The organism is Henriciella pelagia (genome assembly GCF_002088945.1).
In the GTDB taxonomy this organism is placed as follows: Bacteria; Pseudomonadota; Alphaproteobacteria; order Caulobacterales; family Hyphomonadaceae; genus Henriciella; species Henriciella pelagia.
Window position 1 is genome coordinate 269,052 of the sequence record NZ_NCSU01000011.1, and the last position, 14,109, is coordinate 283,160.

The window sequence follows — 14,109 nt, forward strand, 5'->3', positions numbered from 1 at the left end:
GACTTGAACAGCCCGTAAAGCCCCGCTATACGCACGCCTTCCAACCGAGCGCTCCCTTCGTCTATCGGTTAGGACGCCAGGTTTTCAACCTGGAAAGAGGGGTTCGATTCCCCTAGGGAGTGCCAGTTTCGCAACATTCTCGCTTTTATAGTGAATAAGTCTCCCAAAAAGGGATGACTTTGGAAGGTTGCTTACCTACTCTTTGTCATTGGGGTTGATAATAAATGACGGCTGTAAATTCAAAACATGAGACACCGGAACCTTCTGCGATGGTCAGGGTAATTGGCCACGTCAAATGGTTCGATGTTGCCAAGGGCTATGGTTTCATCGTTCCCGCCTCTGTGAGCGAAGCTTCGCTCAATGCTGATGTCATGCTGCACATTTCCTGTCTGCGCACATTTGGTGAGCCTTATGCCGATGAGGGCGCGCGCATTGTATGCGACGCTGTCCGCGGTGACCGGGGATGGCAGGTCGAGCACATCCTGGAGATGGATCGTCCCAAGGCCGTTATAGCCAAGGAACAGGGGATTGCTCCTGAGCCAGAGACGGTCATTGTCAAATGGTTCAACAACACGAAGGGATTCGGGTTTGTGAACCGGCCGAATGATCCCGATGATATATTCCTGCACATCTCCGTCCTGCGGCGTGCGGGTATCGAGACCACGGAGACAGGAACGATTCTCGATGCGACGGTAGAAGTGGGCCCCAAAGGGGCCCATGTAACCAGTGTGCAGGCGAAGTAGGCATCGCACCAATTGTGTTGCGGCGCCAGGCGCGAGGCGCTAGATGACCTTCATGAGAAACAGACTGTCTTATCTGATTGCGGCGGCTGCAGCGCTGCCGCTGTGCGCCCTTTCACAGTCCCTCGAGACCGGCAATCTGACTATTGATACTGGCGAGCAAACGCATGCCTTTTCGATAGAGATTGCTGACGAACCAGAAGAAATCTCTTTCGGCCTCATGGAGCGCGAATCGCTGGATCCGGATGCAGGAATGCTGTTCGACTTCGGCAATCCTCGCGAGCCTTCGATGTGGATGAAGAATACGCTTATTCCACTCGACATGCTGTTTGTTTCGAGTGACGGCACCATCCAGATGATCGCACGTAACACTGTTCCAGGATCGCGGCGCACGATCAGTCCTGGCATGCCGGTGAAAGGCGTGCTCGAGATCAATGGTGGCAGGGCGGCGGAGCTGGGTATAGAGCCCGGCGATACGGTCAATCACCCGATCTTCCAGACTGATGCCGGCTGAGTCCGCTGTCGAGGCGGACGTTCCCGCGGGGTTTGAACGGTCCAAGTCGCGCGGACCCTTCACCACTCATAACGGACCAGTCTACCGCGCTACCGCGCCCGGTGACCTGCGGAGCGGTATTCGTGTCCTTGAACGCCACTGCAACAGCATGGGCTTCATGCATGGCGGCATGGTGAGTTCCTTTGCAGATGGGGCGTTGGCGTGGGCAGTATGGGATGCCACCCGCAAGATGTCCGTGACGTTGAAACTGACAATCAGTTACTTCGATACGATTCGTCCCGGTACCTGGCTGGAGGCACATCCCGTGGTCGTGTCTTCCGAGGACGGAATCGTCCATGTCTGCGCAGATCTGCTCATTGATGGGGAAAAGTTGGGCGCCCGCGCAGACGCAACATTCAGATCACTGCGCCGCACAGCCAAATAGGGCTTGCTCAACGCGAAAGCCCTGCATAGAAGGGGCGTCCGATGTCGGAGCGTGGCGCAGCCTGGTAGCGCACCTGATTTGGGATCAGGGGGTCGGAGGTTCGAATCCTCTCGCTCCGACCATCGGTTAACCGGACAAGCCGGAGGCTTTTAATGGACGCTCGCATCTTCAAGCCCAGAAAATCTGCCATGCAGTCCGGCCGCGCAAAGACCCAGGAATGGGTTCTGGAATTCCGCTCCGAAGACGCGCGCTTCTCTGATCCTCTGATGGGCTGGACGAGCATCAACGACACGACGGGGCAGGTGCGCCTGCATTTCGAGACACGCGAGCAGGCGATCGACTATGCCAAACGCGAGAAGATCACCTTCACAGTCGAAGAGCCGAGAGAACCCAAGCGCCTCGTGAAATCCTATTCGGAAAACTTTTCCGCCAATCGCAAACAACCCTGGACCCACTAGGCGTCCGCTTCCGGCCCCTTAGCTCAACTGGATAGAGCACCGGACTTCTAATCCGACGGTTACAGGTTCAAGTCCTGTAGGGGTCGCCATTGCCGGTTGTTTGGTTATCCTCCGAGGCAGGAGGAGTGACGCATGAAATTGCCAGAACGAGGACGGCCGTGGCCCGACATCGAAGCAGAGATGCTGTCGCGTGGCTCAAAGGATGCCAAATGGCGTGACGGAAAGACGGCGGTGTACGTCTTCAATGCGGGTGAAGACATCGCCGAGGTGCAGAAGCAGGCCTATGCGGCCTTCATGTCGGAAAATGGGCTTGGTCCGCTGGCGTTTCCGTCGCTGGCGCAGATGGAGAAGGACGTCATTTCCATGGCGCTCGGCCTGCTGCATGGGCCTGAGGGCGCGACCGGCGCGATTACATCGGGCGGGACTGATTCGATAACGATGGCGCTGAAAGCGGCGCGTGATTGCGCTCGTGCGTGCGGCAAGCTGGACGGGGCGGGGAATATCGTGCTGCCCCAATCGGCGCACCTTGCCTTCGACAAGGCCGCGCACCTCATGGACATCGAGGTCCGCAGGATTGCGTTGAAGCAGGACGGTTCCTATGAAGCAGACGCATCCGCCATGGGAGAGGCCTGTGATTCCTCGACCGTGATGGTGGTCGGTTCAGCGCCCAACTTTCCTCACGGAATCATCGACCCGATTGAAGAGCTCGCAGCGGTGGCTGAAAAGCGCGGTGTCTGGCTTCATGTCGATGCGTGCGTTGGCGGTTATTTCGCGCCCTTCGCGCGGATGAATGGCCTGCCGGTGCCTGCTTTTGACTTCGAGCTCCCGGCCGTTCATTCGATGAGCGCGGACCTGCATAAATATGGCTACGCCGCCAAAGGTGCGTCGACGGTCCTGTTCCGGTCAGAAGAGCTCTACTCCCACATGCCGTTTGATCTTGCGGGCTGGTCGGGGGCGCCGATGAAGACACCGACGCTGGCCGGCACGCGCCCCGGGGGGGCCATTTCGGCAGCGTGGGCGGTTATGAATTATCTCGGCGAAGAGGGGTATTGCCATCTTCAGGGCAGGGTTTGCGCAACGCGTGAAAAGATCGAGGACGGCGTAAAGGCGCTTGGCTTTGAAGTGCTCGGCAACCCGATGCTGGGCTTGATGGCGTTTCGGCATCCCGAACTGCACGCATTCGCGATTTATGGTGAAATCTACCGGCGCGGCTGGTTTACCTCAGTCACAAAGGAACCGCCGAGCCTTCATCTCATGCTCTCACCCAAGCATGCAGACGTTGCCGATGACTATCTTGCCGATTTGGGCCAGGCTTGCAACGCGGTTCGGAACGGCGAAGCGGCAAAGAAAAAGCCGGTGGACGCGCGCTATAGCTGAGGACTGGCGGGGCTTGCTGCAAAAACTTCAAAAAGGGGATTGGACAAGGCCTCTCAGCAGGGCTATGACGCCGTTTCCCCACGGCCCGCCCGGGTAGCTCAGGGGTAGAGCAGCGGATTGAAAATCCGCGTGTCGGTGGTTCAAATCCGCCCCCGGGCACCATTTTCCTTTCGACATCTGTGTTGCTGGTCAGGTTAGCGGCAGGCGCCGGGGCATGCGTGTCACCACGCCGCATGCTGCAGACGCGAAATCCTGTGTTGAAACCGTTATAAAGGGTGAAGCTGGCCTGTTGCCATTCCGGTGAAAGCGTCCTAGTCCGGCGCTTTCAGCCGCTAGCTCTCGGGAGTTGATCTGAGATGACAGAAATCGAACGGTTCGCACTCGACTATCTGCCCGTCATTCTGTTTCTGGGGCTGGGCGTGATCCTGTCGCTGCTTTTCATCATCGGTGCAGCAATACTTGCGCCGTCGAATCCCGACCCTGAGAAGAATTCGGCATATGAGTGCGGTTTCAACGCATTCGACGACGCGCGCATGAAATTCGATGTTCGATTTTACCTGGTCTCGATCCTGTTCATCATCTTCGACCTGGAAGTCGCCTTTCTGTTCCCTTGGGCTGTCAGCCTCGGAACGATCGGGGTCTTTGGCTTCTGGTCGATGGTCGTGTTCCTCGGGGTCCTGACTGTAGGCTTTATTTATGAATGGCGCCGCGGCGCGCTGGAGTGGGAATAATGGCCGACGATTACAAGCCATATGCACTAGGCGCAGGCCGCGCCGGCGTTGAGGGCGGTCATCAGGTTCGCGCCGATGATCCGTTTTTCGCTGGTCTGTCCGACCACCTCGCCGACAAGGGCTATTTTACCGCCGCGGCGGATGACCTGATCGCATGGGCGCGCACCGGCTCGCTGATGTGGATGACGTTCGGTCTGGCCTGCTGCGCTGTCGAGATGATGCAGGCGGGCAATCCGCGCTATGATCTTGAGCGGTTTGGCATGGCGCCGCGTGGGTCACCCCGCCAGTCCGATGTGATGATCGTGGCGGGAACGCTGACCAACAAGATGGCGCCGGCGCTTCGCAAGGTCTACGACCAGATGCCTGAGCCGCGTTACGTCGTGTCGATGGGCTCGTGTGCGAATGGTGGCGGCTACTACCATTATTCGTATTCGGTCGTGCGCGGCTGTGACCGGATCGTGCCGGTGGATATCTATGTTCCCGGCTGTCCTCCGACAGCTGAAGCATTGGTCTACGGCATGCTGCAATTGCAGAAGAAGATCCGCCGCGAAGGCTCGATCGAGCGATAGGCGAGAGGGATGAAAGACATGTCTGAAGCCCTGAAAGATCTCGGCGCCCATATCGGTGGCGAATGCGCTGATTCCGTGAAGGAATTTTATGTGCGGCATGGCGAGCTGACCATTATTGCCGAGCGCGATTCGATCCTGAAACTCGCGAAGTTCCTGAAGGATGACAATCAGTGCGTCTTCGAGACCCTGATTGATATTTGCGGGGTCGACTGGCCGGAGCGCAATCAGCGCTTTGACGTCGTCTATCACTTCCTCTCCATGCGGTTGAATCAGCGTATCCGGGTGAAGATTGCGACGAATGAGGCGACGCCTGTTCCAAGCCTGATCGACCTGCATCCGAGTGCGGACTGGTTTGAGCGCGAAGCGTTCGACATGTACGGTATCCGCTTTTCTGGTCATCCAGACCTGCGCCGTATTCTCACCGATTATGGTTTTGAGGGCTATCCGCTGCGCAAGGATTTCCCGCTCACCGGCTTCACCGAAGTCCGCTATGACGACCTTGAAAAGCGCGTCGTGAACGAGCCTGTAACGCTGGTGCAGGAATACCGGAATTTCGATTTCCTCTCGCCATGGGAAGGCATGACCAAAGAACTTCCCGGCGACGAGAAGGCTGAGAAGGAGCAGGCAGATGGCTGATGACGCAACGCCTGTTGACGAGCGCAAGTTCACACTGAATTTCGGGCCGCAGCATCCTGCGGCTCACGGTGTGCTGCGCATGATCATGGACCTGGATGGCGAGGTCGTGGACCGGATCGACAGCCATATCGGTCTCTTGCACCGCGGCACTGAAAAGCTGCTGGAATACAAGACCTACCTGCAGGGCCTGCCTTATTTCGATCGGCTCGATTATGTGGCGCCGATGAACCAGGAGCATGCCTGGTGCCTTGCGATCGAACGCCTGCTGGGCCTTGAAGTGCCACGCCGTGCAAAGTTCATCCGGGTTTTGTACTCGGAGATGGGCCGCATCCTTTCTCACATGCTGAACATCACCACGCAGGCCATGGACTGCGGTGCGCTCGCTCCGATTACCTGGGGCTTTGAGGAGCGCGAAAAGCTGATGGGATTCTATGAGCGCGCGTCCGGCTCACGCATGCACTCGGCCTATTTCCGGCCGGGCGGTGTACACCAGGACCTGCCTCAGGATCTGATTGATGACATCATGACCTTCTGTGATGAGTTCCCGATAGCGATTGCGCATATTGAAGGCCTGATCACCGAGAACCGCATCTTCAAGCAGCGCAATGTCGATATCGGCGTCGTTGACGAGAAGACGATCATGGAATGGGGATTTTCCGGCGTGATGGTTCGCGGCTCCGGTCTCCCATGGGACCTGCGCCGCTCGCAGCCCTATGAAATCTATGACGAAATTCCGGGCGATGTCTTCAAGGTCGTGGTCGGCAATAATGGCGACAATTACGACCGTTATGTCTGCCGCATGGATGAGATGCTCATCGCCAATGACATTATGAAATGGTGCATTGAAAACATGCCGACAGGCGAGGTCCTGCTTGCGGGATCGAAGGTTTCACCGCCGCGCCGCGGCGACATGAAGCGCTCCATGGAAGCGCTGATCCATCATTTCAAGCTCTACACCGAAGGCTTCCACGTGCCGGAAGGTGAAGTATACGCGGCCGTGGAAGCGCCGAAGGGCGAGTTCGGCGTCTATCTGGTCTCTGATGGGACCAATCGGCCTTACCGCGCCAAGATTCGCGCGCCAGGCTATCCGCATCTAGCGGCCATGGACCACCTCTGCAAAGGCCACATGCTCGCAGACGTTTCGGCCATTCTGGGCTCGCTGGATATCGTGTTTGGGGAGATTGACCGCTAATGGCCCTGCGCCGATTTGATATTGAAGCCGGCGGCGACAGCTTTGCCTTCAAGCCGGAAACTGAGCCGACCATTGCGTTCTGGCTCGGCAAGTATCCCGAGGACAAGAAGCGTTCGGCGGTGATCCCGCTGCTCTGGCTGGCCCAGAAGGACAATGCTGGCTGGCTGTCCGAACCTGCCATGCGCGAAGTCGCGGACCGGCTCGAAATGCCGTATATCCGCGTCTACGAAGTCGCGACCTTCTATACGATGTTCCGCCTCCAGCCGGTCGGAAAACACCATATCCAGCTTTGCGGGACGACGCCCTGCATGCTGCGCGGGGCGAATGACCTCAAGAAAGTCTGCGAGAAGAAGATCGGCAAGAAGATGGCGGTTACCGATGATGGCCGCCTGTCCTGGGAAGAAGTTGAGTGCCTCGGCGCGTGCGTGAATGCACCCATGGTCCAGATCAACGACTATTATTACGAAGATCTCACGCCAGAAAGCTTCGAGGAGATCCTCGGCAAGCTCTCCAACGGGGTTGACGTGGCGCCCGGAACATTTGTCGACCGGATCAATAGCGCGCCGGAAGGCGGCGTGACGTCCCTGAAGGACGATGCCTGCTATGACGGCAGCCGCAACAGTATCGCCAGAATTCCGAACCTGCCCGAAGCGACCAAAAGCGAAGAGCCGCCTGCCGAAGCTGCTGGCAAGCCCGACCGGCCCGCGCCGACAAATGTCGACCGCGAAGAGCCGACCAAGCAAGAGGTCAAGGCCGACAGCAAGGTGGTTGAGCAGGACAACGCTGAAAAGGCTGGCTCCGCTGAGGTGCCCGAAATCGAAGGTGACCGGCCTGAAGCGGCGTCCGTGACGGCCGGCGAAGAAGACAATCTCAAGCGCATCAAGGGTATCGGCCCCAAGAATGAGGACCAGCTCAACGAGCTTGGCATCTACAAGTTCGCGCAGATTGCAGCCTGGAGCGACGAGAACGTCAAATGGGTCGAGGGCTACCTCGCATTTCGCGGCCGTATTTCGCGCGAGGACTGGATTGGTCAGGCCAAGGCGCTGGCCGCTGGCGAGGACACCGAGTTCTCCAGACGCGTCGATGCGGGCGATGTTGAATCGAGCCAGGAAGAGGGCGGGAACTGATGCTACAGGACAAGGATCGGATCTTTACCAATCTCTACGGCGTGCATTCGCCCGGCCTTGAAGAGGCAAAGAAGCGGGGCGCGTGGCACCTGACGCGGGAAATGCTTCAGCAGACGCCGGAATGGATCTGCGACCAGATCAAGGCATCCGGTCTTCGCGGGCGCGGCGGTGCTGGCTTCCCGACAGGCCTGAAGTGGACCTTCATGCCGAAAGAGGTGCGCGATCGCCCGCATTACCTCGTCGTGAACGCCGACGAATCGGAACCGGGCACCTGCAAGGACCGTGAAATTATGCGCCACGATCCGCACCTGCTGATCGAAGGCTGCATGATCGCATCCTATGCGATGCGGGCACATGCCTGCTACGTTTATCTGCGCGGCGAATACATCGCGGAGCGCGAGGCGCTCGAGAAGGCCGTCAGGGAAGCCTATGAGGCTGGCCTGATCGGCAAGAACAACAAGAATGGCTGGGATTTCGATCTCTACGTCCATCACGGGGCAGGGGCCTATATCTGCGGCGAAGAAACAGCGCTGCTCGAAAGCCTCGAAGGCAAGAAAGGCCAGCCGCGCCTGAAGCCGCCATTTCCGGCAAATGCGGGTCTCTATGGCTGCCCGACAACGGTCAACAACGTTGAATCTATTGCGGTCGCACCGACCATCCTGCGCCGCGGCGCCGAATGGTTTGCCGGCTTTGGCCGTCCGAACAATACGGGCACCAAACTGTTCTGCATCTCCGGCCATGTGAACAAGCCGTGCAATGTCGAAGAAGAGATGTCGATCACGTTCAAGGATCTGATCGATACCCATTGCGGCGGCATTCGCGGTGGCTGGGACAATCTCAAGGCTGTCATCCCGGGTGGTTCATCGGTGCCAATGGTGCCGGCCGAACAGATCATGGACGCTTATATGGATTTCGACACGCTGCGAGACCTGAAGTCAGGCCTTGGTACTGCGGCCGTGATCGTGATGGACAAGTCGACCGACCTGATCAAGGCAATTGCTCGCATCTCATACTTCTACAAGCATGAAAGCTGCGGTCAGTGCACGCCGTGCCGTGAAGGTACGGGCTGGATGTGGCGTGTGCTGGAACGCATGGCCAAAGGCGAAGCTGAGCACAATGAAATCGACATGCTGCTGGATGTCTCAACGCAGATTGAGGGACACACGATTTGTGCGCTTGGCGATGCGGCGGCCTGGCCGGTGCAGGGCCTCATCCGCCACTTCCGCCACGAAATCGAAGACCGCATCACCCAGTACCGGGCGCCGCGTGCGCTGGTTCAGGGCGCTGTTGTGGCGGCTGAGTAGAGGGAAACAGGGCTGGGCATGAACCTTTTGCGCAACATACTGACTGCGATCTGGTGCGCGGTGATCATTGGGCTGAACGTGTTCGGCCTGATCACGCTCATTCAGGTAGTGGGTCTGGACGGCGCGATCTCGGCTGGTGCCTGGCTGTGGACGGCGAAACTCGCACTGATGGCGGTTCTGGGTGTCATGTCACTCGCCTCCACCAAGTTTCTCTGGGCGGTTCTCGCTGTTGCTGTGCTCTGGATGTTGCTGGGTGTGTCTTTCGACCTGTTGGCGCAGCGAACCTGGCGCTCCGGCGGCCTGCAGGGTGCGCTTTTCACTATCATCCCGACCTATTTGCTGGCGCGCTGGAACTCCGCTGTGCGCAAAGCCGAATTCAATCCCGTGAAAGAGTTCTGATTCATGGCTGACGATCTATTCAAGCTCAACATTGATGGCAGGGACATTGAGGTTCCAAAGTCCTACACGCTGATGCAGGCGTGTGAGGAGGCCGGCGCCGAAATCCCGCGCTTCTGTTACCATGAGCGCCTGTCGATCGCTGGTAATTGCCGCATGTGTCTCGTCCAGTGGAAGGGCGCGCCGAAGCCGATTGCGAGCTGCGCGCAGACCGTGGGCGAGATGCGGATGAATCCGGATGGCACGCCGCCGAACATTCTCACCAAGGGTGACTATGTAGAAAAGGCGCGCAATGGCGTCATGGAATTCCTGCTCATCAACCACCCGCTGGATTGCCCGATCTGCGACCAGGGGGGCGAATGCGACCTGCAGGACCAGGCGATGGCCTATGGCCGTTCTGGTTCGCGCTATGACCTCAACAAGCGCGCGGTCGAAAACAAGAATATGGGTCCGCTGGTCAAGACGATCATGACGCGCTGTATCCAGTGCACGCGCTGTGTCCGTTTTGCGGCGGAAGTCGCGGGCGTTGAAGAAATCGGTATGATCTCGCGCGGCGAAGACGCCGAAATCACAACCTATCTTGAAGAGTCGCTGACGTCGGAGCTGTCTGGCAATGTCATCGATCTCTGCCCGGTCGGCGCGTTGACCTCCAAGCCTTATGCGTACAATGCGCGCCCCTGGGAGCTGCGCAAGACCGAGTCGATCGATGTGATGGATGCACTCGGCTCGGCGATCCGCATCGATGCCAAGGGCGATGCCGTCATGCGCATTATGCCGGTCATCAATGAAGAGGTGAACGAGGAGTGGCTGTCAGACAAGTCGCGCTTCATCTGGGACGGCCTTGGCCGCCAGCGCCTCGATAAGCCGTACATTCGCGAGAATGGAAAACTCCGTCCTGCAAGCTGGGGTGAAGCGCTGTCTGCCACTGCAGAGCTGCTGAAAGGCGACGCGTCCAGAATGGGCATCATTGCTGGAAACCTGGTTGAAGTCGAACAGGCGAAGGCCGCGCTCGACCTAGCGCGCAGCCTTGGCATCCAGTCCACGGACTGTCGGCCGGCAGGGGCGAAATACGGTCTGGACGGTGTGCGTGAGCGCTACATACTCAACCCGACCCTTATGGGTGTGGAAGAGGCCGATGCGCTGCTCTTGATCGGGGTAAACCCGCGCGTGGAAGCTGCCGTCTGGAATGCCCGCATCCGCAAGGCGTGGCTCTGGAATGATCTCAAGGTGGGGGTCGTCGGTGAGCCGGTCGATCTCACTTACGACTATGAGCATCTCGGTATTGGAGCAGACAGCCTTGCCGGACTCTTCAGCCGCGACAGCGTCTTCATGGAGGCGTTCCGCAATGCAAAACGGCCGATGGTCGTTGTCGGTGAACAAGCACTGCTCGGTGATGCCGGTCTAGATGTGCTGAATGCTGCGCACGATCTCGCGCTTGAGGCTTCTGCGATCAGCGAAGACTGGACTGGCTTTGGTGTTCTTCACAATGCGGCAGGTCGGGTTGGCGCACTGGATGTCGGCTTTGTGCCGGGTGAAGGCGGGGCCGATACGGCTGAAATGTTAAGTGGCGGCGTCGATACGCTGGTCCTGCTTGGCGCCGATGAGCTTGACCTCTCCGGTCTTGGAAGCACCAAGACGATCTATGTCGGCCATCACGGCGATGCCGGTGCTTCGAAGGCAGACATCATCCTGCCATGCGCAGCCTATTCGGAACTGGATGCGACCTATGTAAACACGGAGGGGCGCGTGCAGATGACGACCCAGGCCGTTCAGCCCAAGGGAGAAGCGAAAGATGGCTGGGCCATCTTCCGGGCGCTGTCCGACGTTCTCGGCAAGACGTTGAGCTACGATTCGGACGCTGAGCTTCGTCAGGTGCTTCGCGAGCAGAATGAAGTGTTTGCAGGACTGGGATTTGCGCCCGGTGCGTCTGGCCACGCTGCGCTGAAGGAAGCGCCAGCGAAGCCGCAAGGCCTTGTTAAGGCGCGGCCTTTTGAAGCGCCATTTGCAGATTTCTACCTGACCAACCCGATTGCCCGGGCATCGAAGACAATGGCTGAGTGCTCGCTGATGAAGCGTGGCCTTGAAACGCCGGTAGCAGCGGAGTAGGCGAGCGCCATGAGTGCATTCATCCAGGAACACGGACTGTTGTTTGGCTGGCTGACCGTGATCGGTCAGATCCTGCTGTTCACCATTGTCCTGCTATTGTCGCTGGCCTTCCTGCTGCTGATGGACCGGAAGGTCTGGGCGGCTGTGATGATGCGCAAGGGGCCGAACGTTGTTGGCCCATTTGGCCTGATGCAAAGCTTTGCCGATTTCGGAAAGTTCCTGCTGAAAGAGATCATCATTCCGGCGGGTGCCAACAAGACGGTGTTCCTGCTCGCGCCGATTTTGTCTCTGACACTGGCTTTCGCGTCATGGGCCGTCATTCCGGTCGCACCGGGCTGGGTCGTGTCTGATCTCAATGTCGGCATTCTCTACCTGTTCGCGGTGTCCTCGCTCGGTGTTTACGGCATTATCATGGGCGGCTGGGCGTCGAATTCGAAATATCCGTTCCTGGGATCGTTGCGCTCTGCCGCGCAGATGGTGTCCTATGAGGTCTCCATCGGCTTCATCATCATTACGGTGATCCTGCTGGTCGGGTCGATGAACCTGTCTGAAATCGTCGACAATCAGTCCGGCGGTTTCTGGACCTGGCATGTGTTCAGCTTCAACCACATCCTGCTCTTCCCGGTCATGGTGGTGATGTTTGTGATGTTCTTCGTATCGGCGCTCGCCGAAACGAACCGTCCGCCTTTCGATCTTCCGGAAGCAGAATCCGAGCTCGTGGCCGGTTATCAGGTCGAATATTCCTCGACGCCATATCTGCTCTTCATGATCGGTGAGTACCTCAACATCGTGCTGATGTGTTCGATGATGGTGATCCTGTTCATGGGCGGCTGGCATGGACCGATCGCGTTTGGAGAGGATTTTATTGCGAACTTCCCGCAATGGTTGGTCAATCTTGGTCATCTCGCCTGGTTCATGGCAAAAGTCGTCTTCTGCTTCTTCCTGTTTGCGCTCGTGAAGGCCGTTGTGCCGCGCTATCGCTATGACCAGCTGATGCGCCTTGGCTGGAAGATTTTCCTGCCGACCTCGCTCGTCGCTGTCTTCATCGTCGCCGGATATGTCGTTTACATGGGAGTTCAGTCATGAGCCTCGTCCAGACCCTACGCGGCGCCCTGCTAACTGACTTCTTCAGTGCATTCGGCCTCGGCTTGCGCGAATTCTTCCGTCGCAAGGCGACGAATAATTATCCATTCGAGAAGAACCCGCTCAGCCCGCGTTTTCGCGGCGAGCATGCGCTTCGCAGATACCCAAACGGTGAAGAGCGCTGCATCGCCTGTAAGCTGTGCGAAGCGATCTGCCCGGCGCAGGCCATCACGATCGAGGCAGAGCCTCGCGAGGACGGTTCACGTCGCACCACGCGCTATGACATTGATATGGTGAAGTGCATCTATTGCGGCTTCTGCCAGGAGGCTTGCCCGGTGGACGCCATTGTCGAAGGACCGAACTTCGAATTCGCGACGGAAACCCGCGAGGAACTGTATTACGACAAGGAGAGACTGCTTGCGAACGGAGATCGCTGGGAACGGCTGATCGCACGCAATCTCGAACTCGACGCGCCGTACCGCTAGGGCGGCGTTGGATTTAGGAATTGGCGGCGAGGGCCGTCGCAAGAATTGGGGCTGACCCGGTGGAACTGATTGCCTTTTACATATTGGCGGCCATCGTCACGATTTCCGCCGTGTCGGTGATTGCGGCCAAGAACCCGGTGCACTCTGTGCTGTGGCTGATCCTGGCGTTCTTTACGTCGGCAGGACTGCTCGTGCTGATCGGCGCGGAATTTCTCGCCATGCTTCTGGTCGTGGTCTATGTCGGCGCGGTCGCAGTGCTCTTCCTTTTCGTCGTCATGATGCTGGACGTCGATTTCGTTGAGTTGAAGCAAGGGTTTCTCAGCTATTTGCCCTTCGGCGCGCTCATGGGCATCGCCTTTATTGCCGAGATTGCGCTCGCGACGTTTGCCCGCGGTGACACGGCCGACAATTTCAACCCCTATCCGGGCGCTGAAACCAATGCCGAGGCGATCGGTCAGGTCATGTACACTGACTATCTTCTGCTGTTCCAGCTTTCGGGCCTGATCCTACTGGTCGCCATGATCGGCGCGATCGTGCTGACGCTTCGTCATCGCCCGCATGTCAAACGCCAGAACATCGCGAAGCAGACGGCTCGCCGCCGCAAGGATGCGACCCGTCAGCTCGACGTCAAATCAGGTGAGGGGCTGTAGCCATGGACATTACCGTCAATCACTTCCTGGCCGTTTCGGCCGTGCTGTTTACGACAGGTGTCGTGGGCATTTTCGTGAACCGCAAGAATATCATCGTCATCCTGATGGCGATCGAACTGATCCTGCTGTCGGTCAATCTGAACCTTGTCGCGTTTTCGGTCTTTTCCGGAACAATCACGGGGCAGATCTTCGCCATGCTGGTTCTGACCGTTGCCGCTGCTGAAGCGGCGGTAGGGCTTGCGATCCTGGTGGTCTACTTCCGCAATCGCGGCGATATCGCCGTCGAGAGCGTGGATCTGATGAAGGGCTGACCCAGA

17 protein-coding genes and 4 tRNA genes are annotated in these 14,109 nt (G+C 58.3%); all 21 read left to right on the forward strand.

All coding sequences use genetic code 11. The annotated features are described in order from the left end of the window. The first annotated feature begins 50 nt into the window (after window positions 1-50). Window positions 51-125: transfer RNA gene (locus tag B8746_RS10795), tRNA-Glu, on the forward strand. 144 nt (window positions 126-269) lie between these two features. Next, window positions 270-743, forward strand: a complete 474-nt coding sequence (locus B8746_RS10800; protein ID WP_233124168.1) for a cold-shock protein — start codon at window positions 270-272, stop codon at window positions 741-743. A gap of 52 nt (window positions 744-795) precedes the next feature. Beyond that, window positions 796-1,254 carry a DUF192 domain-containing protein gene (locus B8746_RS10805; RefSeq protein ID WP_095380880.1) on the forward strand — a complete coding sequence of 153 codons (459 nt, stop codon included), beginning with the start codon at window positions 796-798 and terminating at the stop codon, window positions 1,252-1,254. Continuing rightward, window positions 1,244-1,678, forward strand: a complete 435-nt coding sequence (locus B8746_RS10810; RefSeq protein ID WP_084393694.1) for a PaaI family thioesterase — start codon at window positions 1,244-1,246, stop codon at window positions 1,676-1,678. The genes B8746_RS10805 and B8746_RS10810 overlap by 11 nt, the downstream gene beginning before the upstream one ends. 45 nt (window positions 1,679-1,723) lie before the next feature. Beyond that, window positions 1,724-1,800 (forward strand) — tRNA-Pro (locus B8746_RS10815). 30 nt (window positions 1,801-1,830) lie between these two features. Continuing rightward, the gene (locus tag B8746_RS10820; protein WP_084393695.1) at window positions 1,831-2,136 is read left to right on the forward strand and encodes an ETC complex I subunit; all 306 of its coding nucleotides are present in this window, start codon (window positions 1,831-1,833) and stop codon (window positions 2,134-2,136) included. Between the two features lie 12 nt (window positions 2,137-2,148). Beyond that, window positions 2,149-2,225 (forward strand) — tRNA-Arg (locus tag B8746_RS10825). A 43-nt stretch (window positions 2,226-2,268) separates the two neighbouring features. Further along, entirely contained in the window at window positions 2,269-3,513 is a 1,245-nt protein-coding gene (locus B8746_RS10830; RefSeq protein ID WP_084393696.1) for a pyridoxal phosphate-dependent decarboxylase family protein, read from the forward strand. A gap of 87 nt (window positions 3,514-3,600) precedes the next feature. Next, a tRNA-Phe gene (locus tag B8746_RS10835) sits at window positions 3,601-3,675 on the forward strand. 194 nt (window positions 3,676-3,869) lie between these two features. Then, window positions 3,870-4,244: an NADH-quinone oxidoreductase subunit A gene (locus tag B8746_RS10840; RefSeq protein WP_084393697.1), complete on the forward strand. Its 375-nt coding sequence runs from the start codon at window positions 3,870-3,872 to the stop codon at window positions 4,242-4,244. Next, window positions 4,214-4,813 carry a NuoB/complex I 20 kDa subunit family protein gene (locus tag B8746_RS10845; protein ID WP_188657370.1) on the forward strand — a complete coding sequence of 200 codons (600 nt, stop codon included), beginning with the start codon at window positions 4,214-4,216 and terminating at the stop codon, window positions 4,811-4,813. The genes B8746_RS10840 and B8746_RS10845 overlap by 31 nt, the downstream gene beginning before the upstream one ends. 18 nt (window positions 4,814-4,831) lie before the next feature. After that, on the forward strand, window positions 4,832-5,449 hold the full coding sequence (locus tag B8746_RS10850; protein ID WP_084394212.1) for an NADH-quinone oxidoreductase subunit C: 618 nt from the start codon (window positions 4,832-4,834) through the stop codon (window positions 5,447-5,449). After that, window positions 5,442-6,641 (forward strand): NADH-quinone oxidoreductase subunit D, encoded by a 1,200-nt coding sequence (locus B8746_RS10855; protein WP_084393699.1) that lies wholly within the window; start codon window positions 5,442-5,444, stop codon window positions 6,639-6,641. Before B8746_RS10850 ends, B8746_RS10855 begins: the two co-directional genes overlap by 8 nt. Continuing rightward, complete coding sequence (gene nuoE, locus B8746_RS10860) at window positions 6,641-7,768, forward strand: NADH-quinone oxidoreductase subunit NuoE (protein ID WP_084393700.1); 1,128 nt, start codon at window positions 6,641-6,643, stop codon at window positions 7,766-7,768. The genes B8746_RS10855 and nuoE overlap by 1 nt, the downstream gene beginning before the upstream one ends. Next, the gene (gene nuoF, locus B8746_RS10865; RefSeq protein ID WP_084393701.1) at window positions 7,768-9,072 is read left to right on the forward strand and encodes an NADH-quinone oxidoreductase subunit NuoF; all 1,305 of its coding nucleotides are present in this window, start codon (window positions 7,768-7,770) and stop codon (window positions 9,070-9,072) included. Before nuoE ends, nuoF begins: the two co-directional genes overlap by 1 nt. Window positions 9,073-9,090: 18 nt before the next feature. Continuing rightward, complete coding sequence (locus B8746_RS10870) at window positions 9,091-9,471, forward strand: hypothetical protein (protein ID WP_084393702.1); 381 nt, start codon at window positions 9,091-9,093, stop codon at window positions 9,469-9,471. Window positions 9,472-9,474: 3 nt separating this feature from the next. Continuing rightward, the gene (nuoG, locus tag B8746_RS10875; protein WP_084393703.1) at window positions 9,475-11,574 is read left to right on the forward strand and encodes an NADH-quinone oxidoreductase subunit NuoG; all 2,100 of its coding nucleotides are present in this window, start codon (window positions 9,475-9,477) and stop codon (window positions 11,572-11,574) included. A 9-nt stretch (window positions 11,575-11,583) separates the two neighbouring features. After that, complete coding sequence (nuoH, locus tag B8746_RS10880) at window positions 11,584-12,660, forward strand: NADH-quinone oxidoreductase subunit NuoH (protein ID WP_084393704.1); 1,077 nt, start codon at window positions 11,584-11,586, stop codon at window positions 12,658-12,660. Continuing rightward, entirely contained in the window at window positions 12,657-13,142 is a 486-nt protein-coding gene (nuoI, locus tag B8746_RS10885) for an NADH-quinone oxidoreductase subunit NuoI (RefSeq protein ID WP_084393705.1), read from the forward strand. The genes nuoH and nuoI overlap by 4 nt, the downstream gene beginning before the upstream one ends. A 59-nt stretch (window positions 13,143-13,201) precedes the next feature. Continuing rightward, window positions 13,202-13,792, forward strand: coding sequence for an NADH-quinone oxidoreductase subunit J (locus tag B8746_RS10890; RefSeq protein WP_084393706.1), 591 nt, complete (start codon window positions 13,202-13,204; stop codon window positions 13,790-13,792). A 2-nt stretch (window positions 13,793-13,794) separates the two neighbouring features. Continuing rightward, entirely contained in the window at window positions 13,795-14,103 is a 309-nt protein-coding gene (gene nuoK / locus B8746_RS10895) for an NADH-quinone oxidoreductase subunit NuoK (RefSeq protein ID WP_084393707.1), read from the forward strand. Window positions 14,104-14,109: the final 6 nt, after the last annotated feature.

What these genes read in the sequence shown, in the direction of transcription:
- B8746_RS10800 (WP_233124168.1), top strand. Translation starts at nt 270, where the DNA reads ATGGTCAGGGTAATTGGCCACGTCAAATGGTTCGATGTTGCCAAGGGC.
- B8746_RS10805 (WP_095380880.1), top strand. Translation starts at nt 796, where the DNA reads ATGAGAAACAGACTGTCTTATCTGATTGCGGCGGCTGCAGCGCTGCCG.
- B8746_RS10810 (WP_084393694.1), top strand. Translation starts at nt 1,244, where the DNA reads ATGCCGGCTGAGTCCGCTGTCGAGGCGGACGTTCCCGCGGGGTTTGAA.
- B8746_RS10820 (WP_084393695.1), top strand. Translation starts at nt 1,831, where the DNA reads ATGGACGCTCGCATCTTCAAGCCCAGAAAATCTGCCATGCAGTCCGGC.
- B8746_RS10830 (WP_084393696.1), top strand. Translation starts at nt 2,269, where the DNA reads ATGAAATTGCCAGAACGAGGACGGCCGTGGCCCGACATCGAAGCAGAG.
- B8746_RS10840 (WP_084393697.1), top strand. Translation starts at nt 3,870, where the DNA reads ATGACAGAAATCGAACGGTTCGCACTCGACTATCTGCCCGTCATTCTG.
- B8746_RS10845 (WP_188657370.1), top strand. Translation starts at nt 4,214, where the DNA reads ATGGCGCCGCGGCGCGCTGGAGTGGGAATAATGGCCGACGATTACAAG.
- B8746_RS10850 (WP_084394212.1), top strand. Translation starts at nt 4,832, where the DNA reads ATGTCTGAAGCCCTGAAAGATCTCGGCGCCCATATCGGTGGCGAATGC.
- B8746_RS10855 (WP_084393699.1), top strand. Translation starts at nt 5,442, where the DNA reads ATGGCTGATGACGCAACGCCTGTTGACGAGCGCAAGTTCACACTGAAT.
- nuoE (WP_084393700.1), top strand. Translation starts at nt 6,641, where the DNA reads ATGGCCCTGCGCCGATTTGATATTGAAGCCGGCGGCGACAGCTTTGCC.
- nuoF (WP_084393701.1), top strand. Translation starts at nt 7,768, where the DNA reads ATGCTACAGGACAAGGATCGGATCTTTACCAATCTCTACGGCGTGCAT.
- B8746_RS10870 (WP_084393702.1), top strand. Translation starts at nt 9,091, where the DNA reads ATGAACCTTTTGCGCAACATACTGACTGCGATCTGGTGCGCGGTGATC.
- nuoG (WP_084393703.1), top strand. Translation starts at nt 9,475, where the DNA reads ATGGCTGACGATCTATTCAAGCTCAACATTGATGGCAGGGACATTGAG.
- nuoH (WP_084393704.1), top strand. Translation starts at nt 11,584, where the DNA reads ATGAGTGCATTCATCCAGGAACACGGACTGTTGTTTGGCTGGCTGACC.
- nuoI (WP_084393705.1), top strand. Translation starts at nt 12,657, where the DNA reads ATGAGCCTCGTCCAGACCCTACGCGGCGCCCTGCTAACTGACTTCTTC.
- nuoK (WP_084393707.1), top strand. Translation starts at nt 13,795, where the DNA reads ATGGACATTACCGTCAATCACTTCCTGGCCGTTTCGGCCGTGCTGTTT.